Below are 22,576 nucleotides of genomic sequence, written 5' to 3'. Positions count from 1 at the left end.
CAGTAAGCTATAATAGTGACAATAAGTTTAAAAATGACTATAACAGTTTTGAGGTAAACAGTTTTATATGACTCGATATGAACAGCTTGCAGCGCAAATACGCCAACAAATTGAAGATAATATCTGGCAATCTGGCGACCGTTTACCTTCATTGCGGGATACGGTGAAACAATCAGGTTTAAGTTTGATGACTGTTTTACAATCGTATCAGTTATTAGAAAGCCAAGGATGGATAACAGCGCGACCACAATCAGGTTATTACGTTGCACATCGCAATAACCGTTTCGGTCAGGTGACAGCCAGCAAAGGGCTACACATGAGTGAAAATGTTGAAATAAGCACCTCGATTTTCAACGTACTTCAAGCGTGTAAAGATCCTGAAATTATTCCTTTTGGTTCCGCTTTCCCCGATCCCAGTTTATTTATTCAGCCTAAATTAAGTAGCGCGTTGGCTTCTGCTGCCAGACATTTAGCGCCCCAAAGTTCAGTGATTAATCTACCTCCGGGAAATGAAAAGTTACGCCGTAACATTGCACAACGCTATGCATTACAAGGAATTCATGTCTCTCCAGATGAAATTGTGATTACGGCTGGTGCAATGGAATCACTCAGTTTTAGTTTGCAAGCTGTTACTGAACCGGGTGACTGGGTCGTGATTGAATCACCTGCATTTTATGGTGCATTACAAGCAATTGAGCGTTTACGATTAAAAGCGATTGCCATTAGAACAGATCCAGTAACAGGAATTTGTTTAGATGAACTCGAAAAAGTGGTTGAACAATACGATATTAAAGCTTGTTGGTTGATGAGCCATTGTCAAAATCCATTAGGTGGAACAATGCCTGATGAAAATAAAGTAAGACTGGTGGATATATTAGCGAAGAAACAGATAACGCTAATCGAAGATGATGTCTATGGCGAACTCTATAACAGCCAGAAAGCACCTATGCCAGTAAAAGGTTTTGATAAAACAAATAGCGTTTTACATTGCGCTTCTTTTTCTAAATGTCTTGCGCCGGGATTTCGTGTGGGTTGGGTGGCAGCCGGAAAACACGCAACAAAAATACAGCAGTTGCAAATGATGAGTACAGTATCTGCAAGTATGCCAACACAACAAGCTATTGCCGATTATTTGTCACAAGGTGGCTATGATACGCATCTTCGTCGATTAAGATTATTATTAGAACAAAGGCGTTATCGTATGTTACAAGCGATACAAACGCATTTACCTGAAGATGTAAAAGTGAATATTCCATCAGGAGGGTATTTTCTCTGGTTAGAGTTTGAATCAACATTTGATGCGAATAAACTCTATCATTTTGCATTAGAAAGAAGTGTCAGTATTGCACCGGGTTCAATGTTTTCCACCAGCTCTCAATTTAATCATGCATTTCGTTTAAACGCTTCTTTTCAATGGAATAGTCGTACTGAAAAAGGAATGGAAATTATTGGAGAAGGGTGCAGAAAATTACGACGTAAATAGCTGACGCCAGCGCACATTTTTAAAAGTTAGCTATTGATTTATTGACGGTAATCTCCAATGATTGATCCTTAACCTCATTATCAGACTGATAGCCAGATATTGAAGGAGGATACAATGAAGCTACGTTGTTTTGATCAACAAGAGTTACCGTTTATATCATGGAATAATCAAAAAGGCACAACGCAAGAAATTGTGTGTTGGCCGGTTAATAATGATTTTTCATGGCGAGCGTGTTTAACCTCTATCGAAGAGAATAGCTCATTAGGACAGTTTCCTGACATTGAACGGCAAATGGTGCTATTAGAAGGTAATGGCATCAATTTAAATAGCCCCGGTTTTCTTAATCATTCCGTTACAGACTCTTATCAGCCTTTTGATTTTTCAGGTGATATTCATGTTAAATCTGAACTAATTAAAGGTAGCGTAAAGTGCCTAAATATTATGGTGCGTCGTACATGTTGGAAAGCAGAGACGACCTTAGTAACACAACCGCTTATTTTACCTAGTTCTCATGCAGGATTAATTTATATCACTCAAGGTGAATGGACTGTAATTGGTGCGATTTGCCAGCGTTTATCAAAAGGACAGGGGGCTTGGTGGTTACCTGATATTCGAGAAGGTGAAATAAGACCGTTAACCGCGAATTGCCAATTATTATGGGCAGATATTCGACCACTTAAATAGAGGGCATTCTTGTGGTCAAATTCTGATTAGAATAATAAATAGTGCTTAGGATTAAGGCTAATTTAAAGCCAGATTAATTGCCGCTAATGTGAGTAATCCACCCGCAATGCCATCGTTATAGCGGCGACGTTTTTCACTTAAACCGCCTTTTAAGCCAATATAGGCAAAAAATGTGCCGAGCAAGCCATAAATAATTAAGCAAGTCGTGATAAATATCCCAGATAACAGCAATGATTGTGTTGCGATATCATTATGATTATCAATAAAGTTTGGTAAAATAGCGAGATAAACTAATAGCCCTTTAGGATTAAGAAAACTGGTTAAAAAACCTTTACGAAATAAGTGTGAGGTTTTTGAGGCATCGAGGGCTAATTGACCTTTTTTGCAGGCAGATATCAACATTTTGACTGCAAGATAACTGATATAGAACACACCAACCCATTTGAGTAAATAAAATAAAATGGGTGATGCGGATACTAAGGCAGCAAGCCCTAACGCGCTTAGTAATGCATGGGTTAAATAGCCTGATATAACGCCAGCGTTAGCAATCCATGCAGATTTCATACCGCCTGATAACCCTTGGGATGAGATAAAAAGAATATCGGGTCCCGGTGTGCAGATAAGTGGTAGAACCGTTAATGCGAATAATAATAAAGTGTTAAATTCCATCTTTTCACCTGATAGAGATAGTTTAAGAGAAATATCGTTTTTACTGTGAAATTTAGCGGAAAGATTATATGATGTTTTCGAAAAAATCGGGTTGTTTTGTTGCTAACAAAAATAATTAATTGGCAATAAAATTCCACAAATAGAATTAAGGTTAATCTTTGATGTCAATAAAATTAGATAAGATAGATAAACATATTTTGCAGGTGCTTCAACGTGATGGCAAAATCCAAAACATTGAGCTGGCAAAAGAGGTTGGACTCTCACCTTCTCCTTGTCTTCGCCGCGTGCGTTTACTCGAAGAATCTGGTGTGATCACTCGTTATGTTGCTGTATTAGATGGCAGTAAGGTTGATGCAGGGTTATCTTTATTTGCAAGAATTTGGTTTAGAGCGCAAGATGCTGAAACTATTGAAGAATTTGTAAAGGCTATCAAGGTGTTACCTGAAGTGGTTGAGTGTCATTTAATGGCAGGCGAATGCGATGCGTTAATTCGAATTGTGACGAAAGATTTAGCAACGTATCGTCGCTTTCATGCTGATTATTTAACGCAAATTCCAAGCATCCAAAGTATAAAAACAGAAGTACCCATGGAAACGGTAAAAGTGAGTTTTGCTTTACCCCTTTAATATGATAACAACTCTCTTATTTGAGATAACTTAATACATATTACATAGCCCAGTTAGATTAAAAAATATAATAAGAATTAAAGCAAAAAAGCTGAGACAAATAAGATTGTACTCAGCTTTTTTATTGTTATTTATATTTGCAATAGCGTGTTATTATTATTTTTGGGGTGATTTGATAAATGGTTTTGTTACAATTTCAGTAGCTTTAACAATAATATCTTTCCGGTATTTTGCATCTTGCTCTTGTTGTGTAAAGTAAACCACTAAAATTAATGGAGCATGGTTTTTCGGCCAAATAACGGCAATATCGTTAGTTGTACCATAATCACCACTGCCGGTTTTATCCCCAATAACCCAGTGTTTTGGTAAACCCGCTTTAATACTGTGATCACCCGTTGTATTGCCTTTTAACCAAGTAACAAGTTGTTGACGTTGAGATTGACCTAGTGCGTCACCCAATGTTAATGCTTGAAGGCTTTTCGCCATGGCAATTGGAGAGGTGGTATCACGAGGATCACCATGAATTGCTGTATTTAATTCAGGCTCTTTACGATCTAGACGATAAGTTACATCATTAATTGAACGTGCAAATTGAGTGACTTTCGAAGGTCCGCCTAAATAATCTAAGATTTTATTCATTGCTGTATTGTCGCTATATTGCAACGTAGCCGCGCTTAATTGCGCCAAAGACATTCCCGTTACTAAATGTTTTTCTGTAATAGGGCTGTAAGCAACTAAGTCAGATTTTTTAATCGTAATATTCTTATCTAATAATCCCGCTTGTTTTTCACTCTCTTTTAAAACAGCCGCAACAGCCATAACCTTACTTGTACTTGCCATCGCAAAGCGTTCTTCACCACGGTATGTTATTTGTGAATTATCTTCCGTGTTGATTAAAGCAACACCTAAACGACCTTGACTATATTTTTCAAGCGTACTTAATTGCTCTTCAATTGTATTATTGGTGTTAGCCCATAACATTGGAGATGCCAATAGAGATATTAATGAAACTGCAATCGCGGTTGTTTGGCGAAATGTGGTTTTAAACATAGTCATTGTTGCTCATATTAAGTTAATAAAGAAAAGAACAATATAAATAGACAGTTATTGAGTAGAGATAGCGCTGTTTATTTATGAGCTGCAATATCCTATTTAATTGATTTATTGACAATCGATAATAAATCACCTTAGCCTATAGAAAATCTAATGGCTAAGAATATTATGCGAACCCATCTTCCCCTAAATGCATTGCGTGCATTTGAAGCTTCAGCAAGACACCTTAATTTTACCAAAGCAGCATTAGAGCTGTATGTCACTCAAGGTGCTGTTAGCCAACAAGTAAGAATGTTAGAAGAGCGACTTGGCGTGAGCCTTTTTAAGCGTTTGCCTCGTGGCTTAGAAATGACGGATGATGCCCAGATTTTATTTGCTGTATTAACAACGGCTTTTAGTGATATTGAGCGTGTATTTAAGCAATTTGAGCGTGGTGAATATCGCGATGTTGTTTCAATTGCGGCTGTAGGCACATTTGCTGTGGGATGGTTATTACCTAGATTGGCTGAATTTAGGCAACAATATCCAAGAATAGAAGTAAATTTAAGAACCAATAATAATGTGGTTAATTTGGCTACTGAAGGATTAGATTTTGCTATTCGGTTTGGTGAAGGTTTATGGCCATTGACACATAATAAAGCGTTATTTTCTGCGCCATTAACGGTGTTATGTTCATCAAATACTGCAAAACGTTTACAACATCCAACTGATTTAATAAATGAAAATTTATATCGTTCTTATCGAGAAGATGAGTGGTTACAATGGTTTGAAAAAGCAGAGATGCCGCCGATAAAAATCACGGGATCTATTTTTGACTCTTCGCGTTTAATGATTGAAAGCGCAATTTATGAAGGGGGCGTTGCATTAGCACCTGCAAAAATGTTTTCAAGAGAAATTAAAAATGGCCAGTTGGTACAACCCTTTAAAATAGAAGTCGAATTGGGAAAATATTGGCTAACATATTTAAAATCAAAGCCAATGACAGCCTCAATGGAAATATTCCAACAATGGCTAATGAATGAAGCATTAAAAGAAAACTGTGAATAATATCAAAATAAAAAAGCACTGATTAATTTCAGTGCTATTTGTTATTTTTACTTGCAGTCTGTTTTTTCAATTACAAAGAAAAGTGCTCTTTTACTATTTCTCTGCCTATTTCAATAGATGCGGTTGCAGCAGGTGATGGAGCATTACAAACATGCAGCGAGCGTTTGCCTTTTACAAAATGGAAATCATCGACTAGTTTTCCTTCACGAGTTAATGCTTGAGCACGAACACCAGCAGGCCCCGGATGAATATCTGCTTCACGTAAATCAGGAATTAGTTTCTGTGCATTTGCAGTAAATAATTTACGTGAATATGAGCGGCGAAGCTCTGCCATTCCTTCACCTAAATAATTTCCAGCGATTTTCCAAAATCCTTTATAAGTCAGGACTTCAGCAAGATCTTTTAAGTTAATATCGCTTTTTTTATAGCCTTCACGCTTAAATGCTAATACTGCATTAGGCCCAACATCACGATGCCCGTTATACATACGCGTAAAGTGTACGCCTAAGAAGGGAAAATCAGGATTAGGAACAGGGTAGATAAGATGGTTTACTAAGTAGTTTTTATTAGTATTAAGCATAAAATATTCACCACGGAATGGGACTATTTTCATTCCGGTGTCATAACCTGCCATTTTAGCAATACGATCACTAAATAAGCCGGCGCAATTAATTAACCATTTGCCTGTAAATTGATTATTGGATGTGGTGACAGTAACAGTATCATCGGTTTCATTAATTGCTGTAACCGCTTGTCCAAACGCAAACTCACCGCCTCGAGATTGAATTATTTCAACGTGTTTTGCCGCAATTTCAGGGTAATTCACAATACCTGCATCAGGAACTAATAGAGCCGCAATACCATTGACATAAGGTTCTCTGACTTTAAGCTCTGCCTCAGTCATTTTGATAACTTCAAGCCCATTTTCAATGCCACGCTGATAGATATTTTCTAAAGCTTTTAACTCTTTTTCATTGGTAGCGACAATAACTTTACCACAACGGTCATAATAGAGATTATGTTGTTGGCAAAACGCATATGTCGTCATGTTGCCTTGTTTTGCCAGCCTTGCTTTAAGGCTTCCTGGTGTGTAGTAAATACCTGAATGAACAACATTACTGTTATGTCCACTTTGGTGAACCGCAGGGCCTGATTCTTTATCAATCACAAGCAATTTCAATTCAGGCTGACTCTCTTGTAGCGCACTTGCAACCCCTAATCCGACTAATCCCGCACCAATAATAATCACGTCATAAGTCATAATATTATCCATTTTATAAATTTTAAATTAACAGGGTTCTTGTTGTAATCGCTTTAATTTGCCACGCACATTGGTTAAATGAAGACGCATTCTATTGCTTGTTTCATCGTGATCTTGTTGACGTATTGATTCAACAATTGCCTCATGTTCTGCAATCACTCGCTCAATTTCAGTATCTCGCCCTTTGTTTTTACTTAACGAATACATTAATACGCCAAGATAGAGTTCGTGTAAGTTATCTAAGATCTGGACAAAAAAAGGATTATGAGAGGCAACCATAATAGAACGATGAAATTGATAGTCCTCTTTATGACCAATGCCTTTGTTTTGTCTTGTTGCTAAAACAAAGGCATCGTGGGCAATTTCGATAGCGCGTAATTCTTCTGGTGTTCGACGTAAAGCGGCAATAGCTGCCGCTTCATGTTCAATAACCTCACGCATTTCAAGCAGTGAATCTATCTCTTCAGGGCAAGCAATTTCCATAACTAAGGGTTCATATTTACTGAGTATAGAATGGTCAATTACACGGCGACCGCCTCCTTGGCGAGAGGTTACTATGCCACTGGCTTCCAAGACGCCTAATGCTTCTCTGATGGGGACTCGACTGACGCCAAAGGCGTCAGCAAGTACATTTTCAGAGGGTAACTTTTCACCAATAGGATAAGTTCCGTTGCTAATATTTTGCTTTATCTGCTCAAGAATTTGATGCGACGCTTTTTGGCGTGAGATCTTTTGTATCATCTAATTTTCTCCAGATGCATGCCCCATATTAACTAACTGTTTTTTAGACCGTAATAAATGGAATGCACCGGTTAATAGGATCAGGGCGACACCTAAAAGGTCAGTATATAAGCCCGGTTTAATCATTAGAATTGCCGCTGCTGCAAATGCAATGCGCTCAAACCACGTTGTTTTAATCATCCAGAAGTTTGCCGTTGCGATACTGAGTGCATAAATTCCGATTAATGCACTAATAATCATTAATCCAATAGAAAGTACACCTAAATTATCACCTTGCATCAGTAAAGCAGGGTTATAGACTAAAATAAACGGAATAATAAAACCGGGAAGTGCTAAACGAACCGCATCCCATGATGTTTGCATTGGATCAGCTCTTGCAATACTGGCTGCGGTGTAACTGGCTAATGCGACTGGTGGTGTAATATTGGATAAAGCACCAAACCAGAAAACAAAGAAGTGAGCCGCTAAAGGCATAACACCCGCTTTAATTAAGATAGGTGACACTGTAACGGCTACAACAATATATAACGCCGTTGAAGGTAAACCCATGCTTAATACAATGCACACTAACATAACGACTAATAAGATCATCCATAATGTGTTATCTGTCATTGAGACGATATTAAATGCCAATGTTGCACCGATACCCGTCATTGTAACAACACAGATAATGACACCGATTGCAGCACAAGCGACAGTCACTTGAACAGAGCCTCTAGCCGCTTCAGCTAAAGCGTCAGCAACTTTAGTTAAAGTCATACGAACTGATTTATCAGGCGTTATCCAACTTGCCACAATAATGGTCAAAATACCTAAAAAGCCAGCATAAATAGGTGTTTTACCCACGAGTAAGGTACCAATAACAATCACTAAAGGCAGTAATAATAAACCACGCGCTTTTAATACCGCTTTAACTTGTGGAATATTCTCTTTACTTAAACCTTTTAGTCCTTGTTTTTTGGCTTCGATATCAATCGCCATAATTAAAGCTGCGTAATATAACAACGCTGGAATAATCGCCGCAATAACGATAGTGGTATAAGAAATACCTAAAAAGCCAGCCATAATAAATGCAGCGGCGCCCATAATAGGTGGCATTATCATACCGCCTGTTGATGCTGTTGCTTCTACGGCACCGGCAAAACGAGGCGTTAATCCAATGCTTTTCATCAAAGGAATGGTAAAAGTCCCTGTTGTTGCTACGTTGGCAACAGCACTTCCACTTAATGAACCTGTTAATGCAGATGAAATAACAGCAACTTGAGCAGGACCACCACGGCGACGACCGGCAAGAGCCAGTGCTAAGTCATTAAACAGCGCTGTTGCACCACTCACACTTAAGAACGAGCCAAAAAGAATAAAGACAACAATCGCTGTCGAGGCTGTTGAAAGGGTGATCCCAAAAATACCTTCACTGGTCATAAATAAACGGTATAACAATCTTTCTACAGAGAATCCTGCATGACCGAAAATACCCATAAAATATTGACCAAATAAAGCATAGATAATGGCAAACGTTGCAAGCCCTGGAATGAAATACCCAGTGGTTCTTCTTGCCGCTTCAAACAGTACAATAATTCCTAATATAGCCATAACATAATCAGTCGTATTTGGAATGCTTTTTCTCACAACGTGAAGATCAACATAATTAAAGAAAAAATATCCATAACTGATTAATGTTAAAGTAATAAAAAGATAATCCCATCCATTAAATTTAGGCGTTGAAAAACGCTTAGAGAATGGAAACAAAATAAAGCCTAAAATTAAAATACCACTAAGAAAAATAGTATTACGGTAAAACTCTTGAGTATTTGATAATGCGTTAGAATAAATAGCGTAAAGCGAAATTAATATTGCAAGAGTCGTGGTAATTTTCAGGTAAATACCTGCAAGTTGGCGATTGCCGGAGCTTGCTTCTTTATCTAATGCAGGCGGCTCTACCGGAGTTAGGTGGTCATTGTTAGTCATAACTCACTCCTGTTATTTATTATTAGTCTGCGTTTGAGCTTCTGGTGGAATAAGATAATCAGGGATCTCTAATCCGATTTCTTTGTAGTAGCGGTAAGCCCCTAAATGCAATGGTACAGAAACACCTTTTAATGCATTTTCTGTGGTGATGTACTTGGCTGCGCTATGAACTTGGTGAACCTCAGGAAGGTTCTCAAACATGGTTTTTGTCAACTCATAAACCAGATCATCATCAATACTGGTTGTGGTCATTAAGATATTAGGTTGAGCAATCGTATTGACCATTTCAGTTTGACGGGGGTAGGTGTTGGCGGGAATTTCAAAGCGAAACCATGAATTCGCCACATGGTTGATATCATCGAGTTGCTTATCTGTCACTTCGAGTAGTTTTGCACTGACACCACTGGCATACATATCGGTGACGGCTGAGGCGGGAACACCCGCAGGTAATGCGCCACCATCAAGGCGACCATCCCGCATGGCAGAAACGGTATCACCGTATCCAAGATATTCGGGTGTGATATCTTTTTTAGTTAAATTCACGCCTTGAAGAATAATAATCGTGGATTGTTCAGTACCGCTGGCTTGAGGACCGACAGAAAAGCTAGTCGCGCGAATATCCTCTAATGTGCCAGTTTTTACTTTGTTATCCATTAAAACAAAGTGTTCAACATTAGGCCATAACATAGAAATTGAACGCAGATCTTTTTCTGGTTTGCCTTCAAAATTACGAACGCCTTCATAAGCTTCTACGGCTAAAAGGCTTTGTAAAATTGAAAGTTGGGCTTCATTTTTCTGCATTAGATAGATATTTTCTATCGATCCTGCTGAAGATTGTCCTGTCACTTGAACGCCTCTGTCCTTAAGATGTGTACTCCATACGTTTGCTAAACCCACTCCCATCGGATAATACGTTCCTCCTGTTGAAGCGGTTGCTACAGAGAGAAATTGTTTATTCGCATTCTCTTTTTTGCCGATTACTGCTAATGAGACAACAGCAATAACAGCAACAATACCGATGGCAAGCTTTGTTTTTCTTATTCTCATGATGTTGTTCCTGTACATAAAAACGCAGGTGAATGTTTCACAGCAACTTGTATACAACATGACAACTTTTATAGAAAACAGGTGAGTTAAGAAATTGTGAAGTGAAGTGATTAAATTAAAACAATATGATAACAATTTGTGATCAGTATAGTAATTATGCAATTCTTAATCATAATTATGGTGATAGTCATAAAAGACAAAAGAAAATATCAATAACTTGCTAGAGAAACGATAAAATGAGCTAAAAAATAGCCTATTTGTCGATAATAAAAAAATAAAATGAAAAAAATAGAAGGAGTAGCGGATCGTTAAATAACCGAATAAAAAAAGGGAAAAATAGACCATTTTAGTGTTAAGAGAATAAATAAGGTTTATTGGTAATTTCAGATCTTATAAAGCAATAGAAAGGACGCCTGTCGCAATCAGCACAAACATCGCCGACCAAATTAATGCAGAAATAGCGCTAGTAATGTAAATACCGTAGAGCGGTAGTTTTAATAAACCAGCACTAAAGGGCGTTAAATAACGAAACACAGCAAGGAATCGAGAAATAAATAAAATATAGTACGTTTTATTTTTTAATAATTGTTGAACTCGATTTATTTTTGATTGATAACGCATAACCCATGCTTTAAGTCGAGGAAATCGATAAATTGAACGCCCTAATTCATAGCTTAAAATTGAACCTAATAAGGCACCAAGGCTGGTTGCTAACCAAAGAAAGATAGGTGAATAAAGAGGTAAGCAGGCACCAAAAATAAAGATCAACATCAAAGATGCTGGTGGCAAAAATGAAGAAATACCAATAGTCGATTTTCCTGCCGTGATTAATGTAATGGAAAGAAACAGTGTAATAGGAGATAAATGACCCAATGAGTCTAATAGAGTGTGAATAATTTCCATTTTAGTATCTCCAGCAACAAAATAAATGATAATAATAGAAATAAGCTTTAAGATTATCAGGAGCCAATATTATGATTTCTATTTATTTTTAATTAACATTTTAGCCCATTCTACCGGATTGTTTTTTATTGGTAATTTTAATTTCTGACTTAATGAGTATAACGTCGGTGCGGGGATATCTGAAAGGGATTGCAGAGTTGAACTCATTAATACGTTTTCAGGTGCGCCATCAGCAATTAATTCTCCTGAAGATAAATGGATAACTCGCTGAAAATGACGTGCCGTAAAATCAAGATCATGGCTAATCGCAAGCACAGATGTACCTAATGTTTTTTGCACCTGAAGCCAGTTCTCAAAGCAAGTTAGCCAATGTGCATCGAAATCGCGAGTCGGTTCATCAAGCAATAATATTTGAGGTGATAAAATACTTAAACTTGCGACGGCAACCATTCTACGTTGACCTGCGTGTAAATCTAAAGGGTGAACATCAGCGACATTACTTAAACCACAAAGCATTAATGTTTCATCTAAACGTTTTTTAATCTCTTCTTTAGAAAACTTACGTTGTTTCAGACCAAAAGAGACTTCTTTTTCTACTGTGTTATGAAATATTTGTCGTTCAGGCTCTTGAAATAATACACCAATATATTGGGCGCGTTGCTGTGCTTTCATTTGAGATAATAACTGATTATTGAGTTTTATCTCTCCTTCATTAGGCGTTAACAATCCAGCAATTAAACGTAATAGGGTTGATTTCCCCGCACCATTATCACCAACGAGTGTTATCCATTCACCTTGATTTAACGTTAAAGATAATTGGGAAATACAAGGGGGAACATCTTCATCCCAACGATAAGTGACTTTATCTAGCTGTAACATAAAACTCCTTAAAAGCCTTAAGTAAAGCTTTATCGTTATTTACAATATTTTTGTTCCAATGATGGTTTTCAATTAACCAATTTAACGCTAGCCATGCATCAGGAGCATTAATTGTTGCAAATAAGAAAGGAAATATATCTTCTAAGGTGCCTGTTGCTTTTGTTTTTCCGGCTTCTAACAATAAAAATTGTTCACTAAGTGTTATTGCGGGCAATAAATTGCGTTCAAAAATAATCACACTACATTTGTGCTCTTGTGCGTACCGCTTAATACGTTGCTGTAATTGTTGTGTTGCATTAGGTGTTAAACGACTAAATGCTTCATCAAGCAATAATAATTTAGGGTGCATGGCAAGGGCGCTTGCAATGACAACACGCTGGGCTTCTCCACCTGAAAGTGTAGAAGGGTGGCGAAAACGCAGGCTGTCACATTGCGTTAATATCATTGCTTCTTTTACGCGAAATCGAACTTCATTCTCACTTAAGCCTAAATTTTCAGGGCCAAAAGCAATCTCTTGCTCTACGGTAAAAGCACAATCTGAAAGTTGTAATTGAGGAGATTGTTGAACGAGTTGTCTACCGGGGGCTAGAGAGACTAATCGGCTTTTATCTAGCGCAATATTTTGTACAATTCCCAAACCTTGCACTGAGCCTGTTAATAAATCGGGATGCCAACCTGCTAGTAGTTGAGCTAGAAGACTTTTTCCACTGCCATTTCCTCCGAAAACAACAAGCCATTCGCCTTGTTTTAATTGTAGATCAATAGGGCCAATAATAGGTTGCTCGTCGTCTTTAGGGGAAAAACTAAATTGTTGAAGATTTATTACCATAGCCAAATAACTCCTTCAACAAAGATAAGCAGTAAAATAAAATAGCGTAACATCTCTTGTAATGGTGTATCGACAGGAGGAGAAAGGGTGGTTCGTTTTGCAATAATACGAAATCCTCGCATATCTAATGCAGCACTACGAATAGTTAAATCACTTAATACATGACTAATAAGTGGCAAGATAATGGCTGGCAATGTTATTAGGCGTTGCCAGAATGAACCATCAAGAGGGACTCCTCGCGCTAATTGTGCTTCTCTTATATTGTGCAATTGCTGGCGCAATTGTTCTACAAGTAACAAAGGTCCTGCTAATAAATAGGAAAGACTCATAGGTAGACGGCTAGCAAATAAGGCTCTAATAAATTGTTCGGTTGAAGTGTACTGCAACCATAATTGAGCGCCGCTAATTATTGCTAATAATCTTAGCCATAGCGTTATTGCCATCGTTTGTTTACTGGTATCTAAAATGCCACCTGTTAACCAATAAGCAAGCCAACCGCTATGAACTAACCATAAGCCTATTGCCATGGGGATCATCAACCACGCAATAAAGCGCCAACGCCAGCGAGAGGCTTTCCAAAGTAATAAGCTAATAAAAGTACCACTGCTGATAATCAGCAGTGGTAAGCTTAAAGATAAAAAAAGCACACTAGCACTTAGCCAAAGCCATAATGCCAATGAGGTAAAGGGATGCATTATCAGCGAACCTTAGCCATTGCAGGGAAGTTGCGCTGTGTTCTTTGTGGTAATTGACGCACTAATAACCAAGCAATAATCGCTGATAATATTTTATCGGCAAGATTTGCACCTAATACAGTAATGGCAACAGACTCAATAAGCCCTTCACCCACAGCATGAAAATAAGCAACAAAGAAATCTGCGCCACTGCCGGTTGCACCACCAAATAAATAAGTACGAATTGGAACGGCGACAATCATTAACGCTAAAGTAATAATAATGCCTGAGCCAATAACGCGAATTAACGAGCGAAAGCCACCGGCACGAGCCAATAAGCCTGCACTTAATCCTATCATCATGGCAACAGGAGCAAATGCGGCAGCCATTGGTCCACTAATTAATCCCCATAATAGGTTAGTTAATAATCCAGCAAATAATGCAACCCATGGGCCACCTAATAAGGCACAAATCAGTGTGCCGATAGAGTCTAAAAAGATAGGAAGTTTGACCATTGAGGTGATTTGACCACCGATCATATTTATTGCAATAGAAACAACAATGAGCACAAGAGTACGGCTCGAAATTAGAGGCGTTGTAGACATAGTTTAAAAACCTTTACAAAGGATAGTGACTATTGGTTTTATTGTTTTGCATACATAGCTATTTTTTATAAAAAGCTATTTACGCGGTGTGATGACCAGCTCCTCATAACCAGAGTGTTCACAAGGCTGACGGCTAAAAGTCACTTGCTCTAACTCACCAATAACGAGTTCTAGCGTTGTGCGCACTGTACAGCCAGGCATCATATGTCCACCACACATTAATCCATTTTCATCGGAGACGGCTAAATGCAAATGTTCACCTTGGTCATCTAATGTTCCAATGAGTGAAACAATTTCAAATTTACCCGTAAGATAGCGATTTTCTTCACGACCTGCAAAGCGTAATACCACATCTGTTAAACTGCCCACACAACCCGCAATAAATGCTGATTTCAGATTTTGTTCTTTAATAATCTGTCGTAATGCCATAATCACATCTTCATTAGGGAGAAGGCGAAGAGCAATAAATCGAGCATGAGAAGAAAGATGAGATGATTGTAGCATGGTGTTATCCTAAAGATTAAATAAGGCAACGATTTGAATTTAGTAGTTAATCAGATATTAATCGATATTTCCTAAATCTAGAATATCTCTTTTTCATTATTTACGGAATATGCTAAATAGGGAATAGGCAACCTATACATTTTTAATAAAAAAGTGTTTGCTACATAAAGAATTGGTAAGTTATCGATTGACTGATGTAAATAGAAAAATAACACTTAGATTAAATAAAAATCCACCATTATTGGTCTATAGCGGTTGATTATTTAAAAGTAAATTATGTAACGTAAAAGGATAATTATGTCTCGTAAAATAAAAAATATACTTATATTTCTTTCATTAATTATTGTTGTTTTAGGTTTATATTTCAAAAAAGACAAAGTTGAACCAATGTCAGATGAAGCGGGTAGAAATACAGAATATGCATTAACACCTATTGATGGCGATCAGTCATTGGTAGAAAAAAAGGCGACACTTGAAGCGTTAGAAAAACTCGCTAAGACAGGAAATAAAGAGGCTATATATCAATATTTAAATAGTCCAGATTCCCCGAAGAGATCACTAAAAACAGAAGCTCTTATACAGCCTTTTATTGAAAGTAAAGAACCCAAAATGATGTATTTAAAATATACATTAATAAGAGAAGATATTAATCTACTTCTTGATGCGGCAAATGCAAATTATCCGGATGCGGTATATCTTCTTTATCAAATTTATAATGGCGATAAAGAGAGCGATCTTCTCAGGAAAGATGCCTTATTAGCTGAAGTATATTTAACGTTATCGGCAGATTTGGATCATCAAGATGGATTAATTAAAAAAATTGAGGAGTTAACTCAGAATAATAGCAATAATTTACCATACTTTAGTGAAACACTTAAAAAATATATAGATAAACTATTAGAAAAATATCCTGATTCTTATCAAGCGATGCTAACCGTTGCTAATGTTTATTCAAATTCCAAAAGTTGCTTTTATGATCCTAATAAAGCCTTTGAGCTAGTAAGCTCTGCTTATAAAATACAACAGTCTCCAGAAAGTAAACTAAGCCTTGCTAAGCTATATGCTAATGGTGAGGGAACAGTACAAGATTTGAAAAAAGCGGTTGATTTATTACAAGAAAATATAAGAGATAATAAATTATTAGAAGAGAGTCAATATACATTAGCCCACATCTATTTTGAGTTTGATATTTCAGAATATATTACAAAAGAGCACATTGTTGATATTTTAAAAGAGAGTCTGAATAAAAATAAAGCTAACACATTTAACCAAGATTATCGCCTCGCACACTATTACGCCGATATACTTTTAGAACAAGATGCCATTAAAAATAACGAATATGCTTTTTCATTATATAAAAAAGCAAGTTATTACACTTATGCCGCTTATCTTCACCAAGCCATTGCAATCATAAAATATAAAAATAGAATAAATAATGATGTTTTTATTTATATCATTAAAGCGTTAGAAGATGATTTAGAAAATGGGGCGCTCACTAAAAAAGAGCGAAAAGAAGGTTATGATCTTCTTTTTAAATATGGAATGAATTCTCCAAGAGTGATTGATTTTATTGTTGAACGTGCTTTGTCTGACGAAGGAGTCAGAACGCAAATTCAACCCCTATTAAATAAAAATATCAATTTGGCGTTTAAATATACAATAAGAAATATTATTTATGAAAACTCTGCCCAAACGATTAATGAAGAAAAATTAAGAAAATATTATAAAGATATTTTTAAATTGGCTGAATTAGGTTCTTCTGATGCGATGCAATTTATTGTCACAACAAGATATGTTGATGAAAATATGCCTGGAAGACTTTATCAAGATTATAATTTTGATAATTTAACCAATATTACTACTAAAGAACGTTTTGCTTGGCGTCATAAGTGTGCAGATTTGGGGAATAATATTTGCTTAAAAGATTTATCTTTAATTTATCAAGATGGTAAAGATGGCATTCAAAAAGATACGATAAAAGCACAAGAATATGAAAAACGTATTAGTATCGATTTATCTAGCCCTGAATTAGAATTGTATGAAACAGTGACAAGAACTCGTGAGGGAAGAGATAACGATCTTAATCGTTTAATGAAACAAGAAGAGAGTGATAGGAAACTACTTGAATTAGCAAGGTTTTATTCTTATGAAGATCGCCAAAAAAGTTTTATCTATGCTGAAAAAGCTTATAATTTAGGAAATAAAAAAGCGAGCGAATATCTTTATAACTACTATATGGAAAACATTTGCAAAGATAAAGATAATATCAATAAAGCAACAAACTATTTTAAAGAGTGGATAGAAACAGAAAAACCTCGTAGTAACGAATTTACCTATAATAGCGCTAGAATAATTGCTGACTATTATTTAGAGGCACCTTGTTCAATAGAGAAAAACTTAGATAAAGCCATTGAGTGGTATCAATTGTCTTTAGATTATCCATTCGGTATAGATAGTCGCATATACACTGAATTAAATAAAATGTACTCCAATGGGGTGGATAACGTAAGTCAAGATCCTGCGGTAAATATGTATGTTTCTGCGCTAAAAAATCATAATGATTATGTAATAGATATGAATATCAGATTAGGAAAAATGAGTTTTGCAGAGCCTTCTTTTTCAAAACTCTATGAAGCATATCTGTTTAAAGGTGATGCTAAAGAAGCATACTATTATGGTTTATTACTGAATAGGGATGTGAATAACGTCGCTATGTTTTATTCTTTATCAGAGAGTGAGCGTAAAAATATTGAAACTCGTGTCGCTGAGTATTTAAATCAAAATAAACAGTAGCGCTATATTAGAAAGCCCTCAGTAGTCTTTAATACTATTGGGGGCTTTTATCTAATTAGTTTAGAATACACTAAATAATCAAATTATAATCAATATGTTCCATTAATTTAGCGTTATCACTATAATCGACAGGAATAGCAAGAACAGCAGGACCATCAACAGCCATTGCTTCATGTAAAACACTACGTAATTGAGAAGCACATTCAACAGAAAACCCTTTAGCTCCGAAGGATTCCGCGTAACGTTTAAAATCAATTGCGCCAAATTTCACACCAGAATAACGACCATATTTTTCCTTTTCTTGCATTTCGACCATATTATAAGCGTTATCCACCCAGATAATATGTAGGATATTTGTATTTAAACGAACCGCAGTTTCTAATTCCATGGATGATTGCATAAAGCCACCATCACCAGAAACAGAAATAATTTTGTCAGAAGGACGAACAAAAGAAGCACCAATACCCCAAGGTAATGCCACACCCATTGTTTGTTGCCCATTAGAAATCAACATTTGTCTTGCTCTAAAACTATAAAGATAACGAGCGAGCCATATATGAAAACTTCCCATATCAATACAGAGAGTGACATCGTTATCAATAATATTTTGCATCTCATGGATGATGGTTAAAGGGTGAATAGGAGAACCATGACGAAAATAATTATTTTGTTGCAGAATTTCTCTTTGGTGGCGTATTTTTTCTAAAACCTGACGAGTATTATCTGAGAGTGTAATTTGTGATGTAGAATGTTTAGTAAAATGCTGAGTTAAATTATCAATCGTTAATTTGATATTGCCGGTTAATTCTAAATCAGGGCAGTAAGCTAAATCGATTTCAGCCGGAATTTCATCAATATGAATAATATTGGCGTTATTGTGATTCCACAATGACGGTTCATATTCGATAGGGCTATAACCTAAGGTAATCACTAAATCAGCGTGAGATAATAACTCATCACCGGGTTGGTTATTAAATAAACCGATGCGACCGGCAAATAAAGGAAAATGGCGTTGCGCTATTGTTCCTGCTGATTGATAAGTACCTACAATCGGCAGCGGGCAAATATCAAGTAGCTTTTGTAATGCTAATGCATTTTCTGGGTAGCTAGCTTGTAGCCCTAATAAAATAACTGGGTTTTTAGCATTTAGCAGTAATTTAACGGTTTCTTGGATAGCCTCATTATTTGCACTACCCATATTGGGTTTTGATTTAGGCACTAATATTGGGCTATTGACTTCGTTATTTAAAATATCCATTGGAAACGTTAAAAAAGCCGAGCCTGGTCTTCCTGATTCCGCATGACGAAAGGCATTAGCCATGGTTTCAGAAATTGATTTTGAGGAATCAATTTCAGCACAAAATTTAGTGATAGGATTAAACATGGTAACGGTATCCATGCTTTGATGAACCAATTTTAATCTATCTGAAGATTTTACTGATCCTCCCAATGCCACTAATGGATCACCTTCAGATGTTGCTGTTGCGATGCCAGTTGCAAGATTAGAACATCCTGGGCCAGATGTTGCGATAGCGACTCCCGCTTTACCTGTTAAACGCCCAACTGCGGCTGCCATAAATGCGGCGTTAGCTTCATGACGAACGACCACGGTTTCAATACTGGAATCGACAAGAGAGTCAAATATACGATCAATCTTTGCACCCGGAATACCAAATACTTGTTTAATGCCATGTTGTTCTAATTGTTTGACGACTAAATCTGCACCACATTTCCAATGAGGAGTATTCATATAACCTTCTTTGATTTTGCAAGTGAATAAAAAATTGTCTTGAGAATAAACTGACGTGTTTTTTGAATTAATTTTCGGCTTGTTCTATTGCATGATGGAGGTCGTCTGGCATTAAGTTAGCTTGAAGGAAAGCGGATTGACTGGGTAGTCCAATGGTAAGGCGGGAAATGATACCGATTTGTAATGTACCCTTTTTTAAGTAGTAATCGAGAACGTGACCACCACCTTGGCGTTGTTGATTTATATAATGTTCATGAAAACCAGCAACATTTATTCCTTGGGTAAATTGTGGTGAACGAAAACCAGCAATAGTTCCTGTTTCATTGTGAAAGGTGAAAACAGGTTGATTTTCGATAGCTTTTAGCATTGGTAAGTAGGGCGGCTCTTGGCGAGGTACTGTGCGTGTTTTAACTAATTCAAATTCACCCGTAATTTTAATTGCACAAAAAAGATTATCGGAAGGAACATACTGATTGATTGTATTATGTATTTCTTGTTGTGAGGCACCATAAGAAAATGAATGTTCAATATCAGCATTAAAAAAGGTCATCACAGCAAAAGGGGATTTTTGAGAGTCTAATGCTTTACGGGCGCTACCATCAGAACGCAATTGGAAAACGTTATTATCAAAAGCAACTAGTTCACCATCAAGTTGCTCAAAGGTACCTAAACCAAAATCACCCTGTTTTAATAAATCAGCAATAGTCACATCACTATCATAAACGCCAGCAATTAAACTGCTCATTAATGAATTTTGATAAACAGTACATTCGGGATGTTTATTAATATAATTATTTAGATTGGTTATTATTTCTTGGTTACATTGACAACTATCGTTTTTATTGGGGGCTATATCGCTATTATCTCGCATATTATAATTGAAACTATCGTTCATAATAAAACTGATCCTTATTTGAAAAAGATAGTCATTAATCGACCATCGATTTAATTATTAATCTCATTGATAAGAAATTCAAATGTTTTTGTTGTTATTAAAATATTGATGATAATTACTCATTTTTTAGATTTGTATGGTTATTATTTTATAAGATTATTTGTATGGATTTTTTTAAGTCATTTTGGTGGTGGTTGCTTTATAAAAGTAGAAATCATAAATAGTTGTTATCGTCACTTACGATACATAATTAATTATATAGGCAACCATTATGAATATAGTATTCACATATCTAAAGGCTCATCTGGCTAATGATGCTGCAGCCGCTGTTGATGTGGCAGATTATCATCCTTCTTTTAAAAATTTGAGTTTTGCAAGAAGGATATTGGAAATAAAATCAACAACTACTAAATATAATCCATATAATAAATCTAAGGGAGGTGAACTTAATAAAACTAAAGTGATTGAATACAGTTCACTGCTTAAGAAATTAGGTGAAATTGAGCAAAGAAAAACATATCACGATAAAGATCTTAGAAAGGCAAATTTAAAAATTTTAAATGAATATTATTATGAAGGTATTAAAACAAGTAGGAACTTTTCAAATTCTAATCTTACCGGTGTTGATTTAAGAGGTGCATTATTGGAGGGTTCAAAATTTAAAAATAGTGATTTAAGTAAAACTAAAATTAATATAAATTATGCTGATTTTTCGAATGCCAAACTTGATGGTGCTGAAATAGAATTTAATCTTAGATGCATAGATAAAAATTTTATGGATAAAAGATTAATTGATAATCCAGACGGAGAAACAATATTTCATACTCTTAGAAGTATTGATGATAAATATTCCGATATTAAAATAAAGCTCGTCAAGCAATTAATCAATAAAGTGATGTGTTCTAATAATAAATATTTAAATTTAGACCATGTTGAATCATTTCTAAATTATATTTTTTCAAAAGAATATTATTTGAAAGATAAAGAGATTAAAAATTCCGTTAAATCTTTTCTTGATAGATTTATTTTTACTGAAAATAGTGAAAAATATATAAATAAAAATTGCTTATCCTCATATTTAGAACTAGTTTCTAATTTTTTTAATGTTCAAGAAAAGAGTGATTTTATGTTGGAAAGTAATGGGAATTTTATTAATCTAATGGCAATCTCTCTTTATCATGATGACATAAATATCCGAGAAAAATCGAGAGCTTTATATGATAAATATCTTAAATTAGAAAGAGTGAAATTTTTTTATGAAGAAAATAAAATTGGTAATGATGAAAAGGTTAATTGGGATAATGAAGACAATGATAATATTATCATTATAAATGGAAGCAAAGCAATAGTAACAAGTTATAAAGAATTAAATAAAATGCTATTAGCTGACATTACAAAAGCTAATACACTGAGCGCTTCATTTTCTCTTTATATCAATGAAACTCGTCAGGATACTAATAAAATAAATCCTAATATTATATTTAATTATGATTTTAAGATCTTTAAAGATAATTATAATATTTTTCTTCTTAATGAGAAATTTAACAAACTAGCATCAAAATTTGGCGACTACGCTGAAAAATTTTATTCTGCTTTTGTTGGTAATCCAATTCAGTTTGAAGACAGATTAGTTGGTGATGAAGAGTATAGTAAATTGTATGAGGTTTTTGAGACATTGATAGATATCTCAAGGGAAAATGCTGCAATTGCATCACTCAAAGAACAACATTATCAGCAAATATGTAAAATTTTTGGATTTGAAAATTCAAATGATCAAGATAAGTCTAAATATTTACTGAGCCTTGCAATTATATTTGTTAAATATGCATCTAACGATGTATTTGGCTTGGGAAATAAGTCACCTCAAGTATTAAAACTCTATGCTTATGCATTAATGAGTAAAGCTAATGAATTAAATGAAAAATTAATGGGCTATACTTATTACGATTTTATGACTGATTTAGTGGGACAAGGTGAAGAGACCACTGATACATCAAATACTTTTATCAGGATGTATGAATATGGAAAAATATACTGTGCTCCTATTTTTGATAAGATGATGCCATCACAGTTGAAATAATACTTATTCAAAGCGAAATTATAAAAACCCCAAAAGCTGGAGATCAACTTTTGGGGTTTAATTAAGAAAATGTATTTTTTGTAAT

General features: G+C 35.6%; 20 protein-coding genes. 6 read left to right on the top strand and 14 right to left on the bottom strand.

All coding sequences use genetic code 11. From position 1 onward, the window contains the following. The first annotated feature begins 67 nt into the window (after positions 1–67). Positions 68–1,483, top strand: a complete 1,416-nt coding sequence (locus tag BTA34_RS08660; RefSeq protein ID WP_151435301.1) for a PLP-dependent aminotransferase family protein — start codon at positions 68–70, stop codon at positions 1,481–1,483. 114 nt (positions 1,484–1,597) lie between these two features. Beyond that, a complete protein-coding gene (locus BTA34_RS08655) occupies positions 1,598–2,167 on the top strand; it encodes a HutD family protein (RefSeq protein WP_151435300.1) in 570 nt (189 codons plus the stop codon). A gap of 57 nt (positions 2,168–2,224) precedes the next feature. Here the strand turns inward: BTA34_RS08655 and BTA34_RS08650 are convergent, their stop codons facing one another. Beyond that, a complete protein-coding gene (locus BTA34_RS08650) occupies positions 2,225–2,836 on the bottom strand; it encodes a LysE family translocator (RefSeq protein ID WP_151435299.1) in 612 nt (203 codons plus the stop codon). Positions 2,837–2,997: 161 nt separating this feature from the next. Between BTA34_RS08650 and BTA34_RS08645 the strand changes: the two genes are divergently transcribed. Then, entirely contained in the window at positions 2,998–3,462 is a 465-nt protein-coding gene (locus BTA34_RS08645) for an Lrp/AsnC family transcriptional regulator (protein WP_023582027.1), read from the top strand. Between the two features lie 156 nt (positions 3,463–3,618). On the opposite strand, the gene bla is transcribed toward BTA34_RS08645, so the two are convergent. After that, positions 3,619–4,512 (bottom strand): class A beta-lactamase, encoded by an 894-nt coding sequence (bla, locus tag BTA34_RS08640; RefSeq protein WP_151436751.1) that lies wholly within the window; start codon positions 4,510–4,512, stop codon positions 3,619–3,621. Between the two features lie 171 nt (positions 4,513–4,683). Here bla and BTA34_RS08635 point away from each other — a divergent pair, with 171 nt between their 5' ends. Beyond that, complete coding sequence (locus BTA34_RS08635) at positions 4,684–5,562, top strand: LysR substrate-binding domain-containing protein (RefSeq protein ID WP_151436750.1); 879 nt, start codon at positions 4,684–4,686, stop codon at positions 5,560–5,562. A gap of 70 nt (positions 5,563–5,632) precedes the next feature. On the opposite strand, the gene lhgO is transcribed toward BTA34_RS08635, so the two are convergent. From lhgO to BTA34_RS08585, 10 genes are all read right to left on the bottom strand, one after another. Further along, on the bottom strand, positions 5,633–6,835 hold the full coding sequence (gene lhgO / locus BTA34_RS08630; RefSeq protein ID WP_151435298.1) for an L-2-hydroxyglutarate oxidase: 1,203 nt from the start codon (positions 6,833–6,835) through the stop codon (positions 5,633–5,635). Positions 6,836–6,850: 15 nt separating this feature from the next. Further along, on the bottom strand, positions 6,851–7,564 hold the full coding sequence (locus BTA34_RS08625) for a FadR/GntR family transcriptional regulator (protein ID WP_151435297.1): 714 nt from the start codon (positions 7,562–7,564) through the stop codon (positions 6,851–6,853). Further along, the gene (locus BTA34_RS08620) at positions 7,565–9,532 is read right to left on the bottom strand and encodes a TRAP transporter permease (protein WP_151435296.1); all 1,968 of its coding nucleotides are present in this window, start codon (positions 9,530–9,532) and stop codon (positions 7,565–7,567) included. A gap of 12 nt (positions 9,533–9,544) precedes the next feature. Beyond that, a complete protein-coding gene (locus BTA34_RS08615) occupies positions 9,545–10,579 on the bottom strand; it encodes a TAXI family TRAP transporter solute-binding subunit (RefSeq protein WP_151435295.1) in 1,035 nt (344 codons plus the stop codon). A gap of 390 nt (positions 10,580–10,969) precedes the next feature. Then, entirely contained in the window at positions 10,970–11,482 is a 513-nt protein-coding gene (locus tag BTA34_RS08610; RefSeq protein ID WP_151435294.1) for a DedA family protein, read from the bottom strand. A 78-nt stretch (positions 11,483–11,560) separates the two neighbouring features. Further along, positions 11,561–12,361 (bottom strand): energy-coupling factor ABC transporter ATP-binding protein, encoded by an 801-nt coding sequence (locus BTA34_RS08605; protein ID WP_151435293.1) that lies wholly within the window; start codon positions 12,359–12,361, stop codon positions 11,561–11,563. Further along, positions 12,345–13,190, bottom strand: a complete 846-nt coding sequence (locus tag BTA34_RS08600) for an energy-coupling factor ABC transporter ATP-binding protein (protein WP_151435292.1) — start codon at positions 13,188–13,190, stop codon at positions 12,345–12,347. The genes BTA34_RS08605 and BTA34_RS08600 overlap by 17 nt, the downstream gene beginning before the upstream one ends. Continuing rightward, positions 13,184–13,885 carry an energy-coupling factor transporter transmembrane component T gene (locus tag BTA34_RS08595; RefSeq protein ID WP_196736261.1) on the bottom strand — a complete coding sequence of 234 codons (702 nt, stop codon included), beginning with the start codon at positions 13,883–13,885 and terminating at the stop codon, positions 13,184–13,186. Before BTA34_RS08595 ends, BTA34_RS08600 begins: the two co-directional genes overlap by 7 nt. Before the next feature lie 2 nt (positions 13,886–13,887). Further along, on the bottom strand, positions 13,888–14,469 hold the full coding sequence (locus BTA34_RS08590; RefSeq protein WP_151435291.1) for an ECF transporter S component: 582 nt from the start codon (positions 14,467–14,469) through the stop codon (positions 13,888–13,890). 75 nt (positions 14,470–14,544) lie between these two features. After that, positions 14,545–14,973, bottom strand: a complete 429-nt coding sequence (locus BTA34_RS08585; protein WP_151435290.1) for a PPC domain-containing DNA-binding protein — start codon at positions 14,971–14,973, stop codon at positions 14,545–14,547. A 297-nt stretch (positions 14,974–15,270) separates the two neighbouring features. Here BTA34_RS08585 and BTA34_RS08580 point away from each other — a divergent pair, with 297 nt between their 5' ends. Beyond that, the gene (locus BTA34_RS08580; protein ID WP_151435289.1) at positions 15,271–17,766 is read left to right on the top strand and encodes a tetratricopeptide repeat protein; all 2,496 of its coding nucleotides are present in this window, start codon (positions 15,271–15,273) and stop codon (positions 17,764–17,766) included. 70 nt (positions 17,767–17,836) lie between these two features. Here the strand turns inward: BTA34_RS08580 and alsS are convergent, their stop codons facing one another. Both alsS and budA read right to left on the bottom strand, forming a co-directional pair. Then, positions 17,837–19,516 (bottom strand): acetolactate synthase AlsS, encoded by a 1,680-nt coding sequence (gene alsS / locus BTA34_RS08575; protein ID WP_151435288.1) that lies wholly within the window; start codon positions 19,514–19,516, stop codon positions 17,837–17,839. Positions 19,517–19,583: 67 nt separating this feature from the next. After that, positions 19,584–20,411, bottom strand: a complete 828-nt coding sequence (budA, locus tag BTA34_RS08570; protein ID WP_151435287.1) for an acetolactate decarboxylase — start codon at positions 20,409–20,411, stop codon at positions 19,584–19,586. 271 nt (positions 20,412–20,682) lie between these two features. On the opposite strand from budA, the gene BTA34_RS08565 reads away from it, so the two are divergent. Beyond that, positions 20,683–22,491 carry a pentapeptide repeat-containing protein gene (locus tag BTA34_RS08565; RefSeq protein WP_151435286.1) on the top strand — a complete coding sequence of 603 codons (1,809 nt, stop codon included), beginning with the start codon at positions 20,683–20,685 and terminating at the stop codon, positions 22,489–22,491. The last annotated feature ends 85 nt before the right edge of the window (positions 22,492–22,576 follow it).

Origin of the sequence: Proteus sp. CD3, from assembly GCF_008808075.1 — a bacterium.
Taxonomy (GTDB): domain Bacteria; phylum Pseudomonadota; class Gammaproteobacteria; order Enterobacterales; family Enterobacteriaceae; genus Proteus; species Proteus appendicitidis.
This window is presented reverse-complemented; position numbering and strand designations above follow the sequence as displayed.

What these genes read in the sequence shown, in the direction of transcription:
- alsS (WP_151435288.1), bottom strand. Translation starts at nt 19,516, where the DNA reads ATGAATACTCCTCATTGGAAATGTGGTGCAGATTTAGTCGTCAAACAA.
- BTA34_RS08635 (WP_151436750.1), top strand. Translation starts at nt 4,684, where the DNA reads ATGCGAACCCATCTTCCCCTAAATGCATTGCGTGCATTTGAAGCTTCA.
- BTA34_RS08590 (WP_151435291.1), bottom strand. Translation starts at nt 14,469, where the DNA reads ATGTCTACAACGCCTCTAATTTCGAGCCGTACTCTTGTGCTCATTGTT.
- BTA34_RS08565 (WP_151435286.1), top strand. Translation starts at nt 20,683, where the DNA reads ATGAATATAGTATTCACATATCTAAAGGCTCATCTGGCTAATGATGCT.
- BTA34_RS08595 (WP_196736261.1), bottom strand. Translation starts at nt 13,885, where the DNA reads ATGCATCCCTTTACCTCATTGGCATTATGGCTTTGGCTAAGTGCTAGT.
- BTA34_RS08655 (WP_151435300.1), top strand. Translation starts at nt 1,598, where the DNA reads ATGAAGCTACGTTGTTTTGATCAACAAGAGTTACCGTTTATATCATGG.
- BTA34_RS08645 (WP_023582027.1), top strand. Translation starts at nt 2,998, where the DNA reads ATGTCAATAAAATTAGATAAGATAGATAAACATATTTTGCAGGTGCTT.
- BTA34_RS08660 (WP_151435301.1), top strand. Translation starts at nt 68, where the DNA reads ATGACTCGATATGAACAGCTTGCAGCGCAAATACGCCAACAAATTGAA.
- BTA34_RS08585 (WP_151435290.1), bottom strand. Translation starts at nt 14,973, where the DNA reads ATGCTACAATCATCTCATCTTTCTTCTCATGCTCGATTTATTGCTCTT.
- BTA34_RS08625 (WP_151435297.1), bottom strand. Translation starts at nt 7,564, where the DNA reads ATGATACAAAAGATCTCACGCCAAAAAGCGTCGCATCAAATTCTTGAG.
- BTA34_RS08605 (WP_151435293.1), bottom strand. Translation starts at nt 12,361, where the DNA reads ATGTTACAGCTAGATAAAGTCACTTATCGTTGGGATGAAGATGTTCCC.
- BTA34_RS08620 (WP_151435296.1), bottom strand. Translation starts at nt 9,532, where the DNA reads ATGACTAACAATGACCACCTAACTCCGGTAGAGCCGCCTGCATTAGAT.
- BTA34_RS08610 (WP_151435294.1), bottom strand. Translation starts at nt 11,482, where the DNA reads ATGGAAATTATTCACACTCTATTAGACTCATTGGGTCATTTATCTCCT.
- lhgO (WP_151435298.1), bottom strand. Translation starts at nt 6,835, where the DNA reads ATGGATAATATTATGACTTATGACGTGATTATTATTGGTGCGGGATTA.
- BTA34_RS08600 (WP_151435292.1), bottom strand. Translation starts at nt 13,190, where the DNA reads ATGGTAATAAATCTTCAACAATTTAGTTTTTCCCCTAAAGACGACGAG.
- BTA34_RS08615 (WP_151435295.1), bottom strand. Translation starts at nt 10,579, where the DNA reads ATGAGAATAAGAAAAACAAAGCTTGCCATCGGTATTGTTGCTGTTATT.
- budA (WP_151435287.1), bottom strand. Translation starts at nt 20,411, where the DNA reads ATGAACGATAGTTTCAATTATAATATGCGAGATAATAGCGATATAGCC.
- bla (WP_151436751.1), bottom strand. Translation starts at nt 4,512, where the DNA reads ATGTTTAAAACCACATTTCGCCAAACAACCGCGATTGCAGTTTCATTA.
- BTA34_RS08650 (WP_151435299.1), bottom strand. Translation starts at nt 2,836, where the DNA reads ATGGAATTTAACACTTTATTATTATTCGCATTAACGGTTCTACCACTT.
- BTA34_RS08580 (WP_151435289.1), top strand. Translation starts at nt 15,271, where the DNA reads ATGTCTCGTAAAATAAAAAATATACTTATATTTCTTTCATTAATTATT.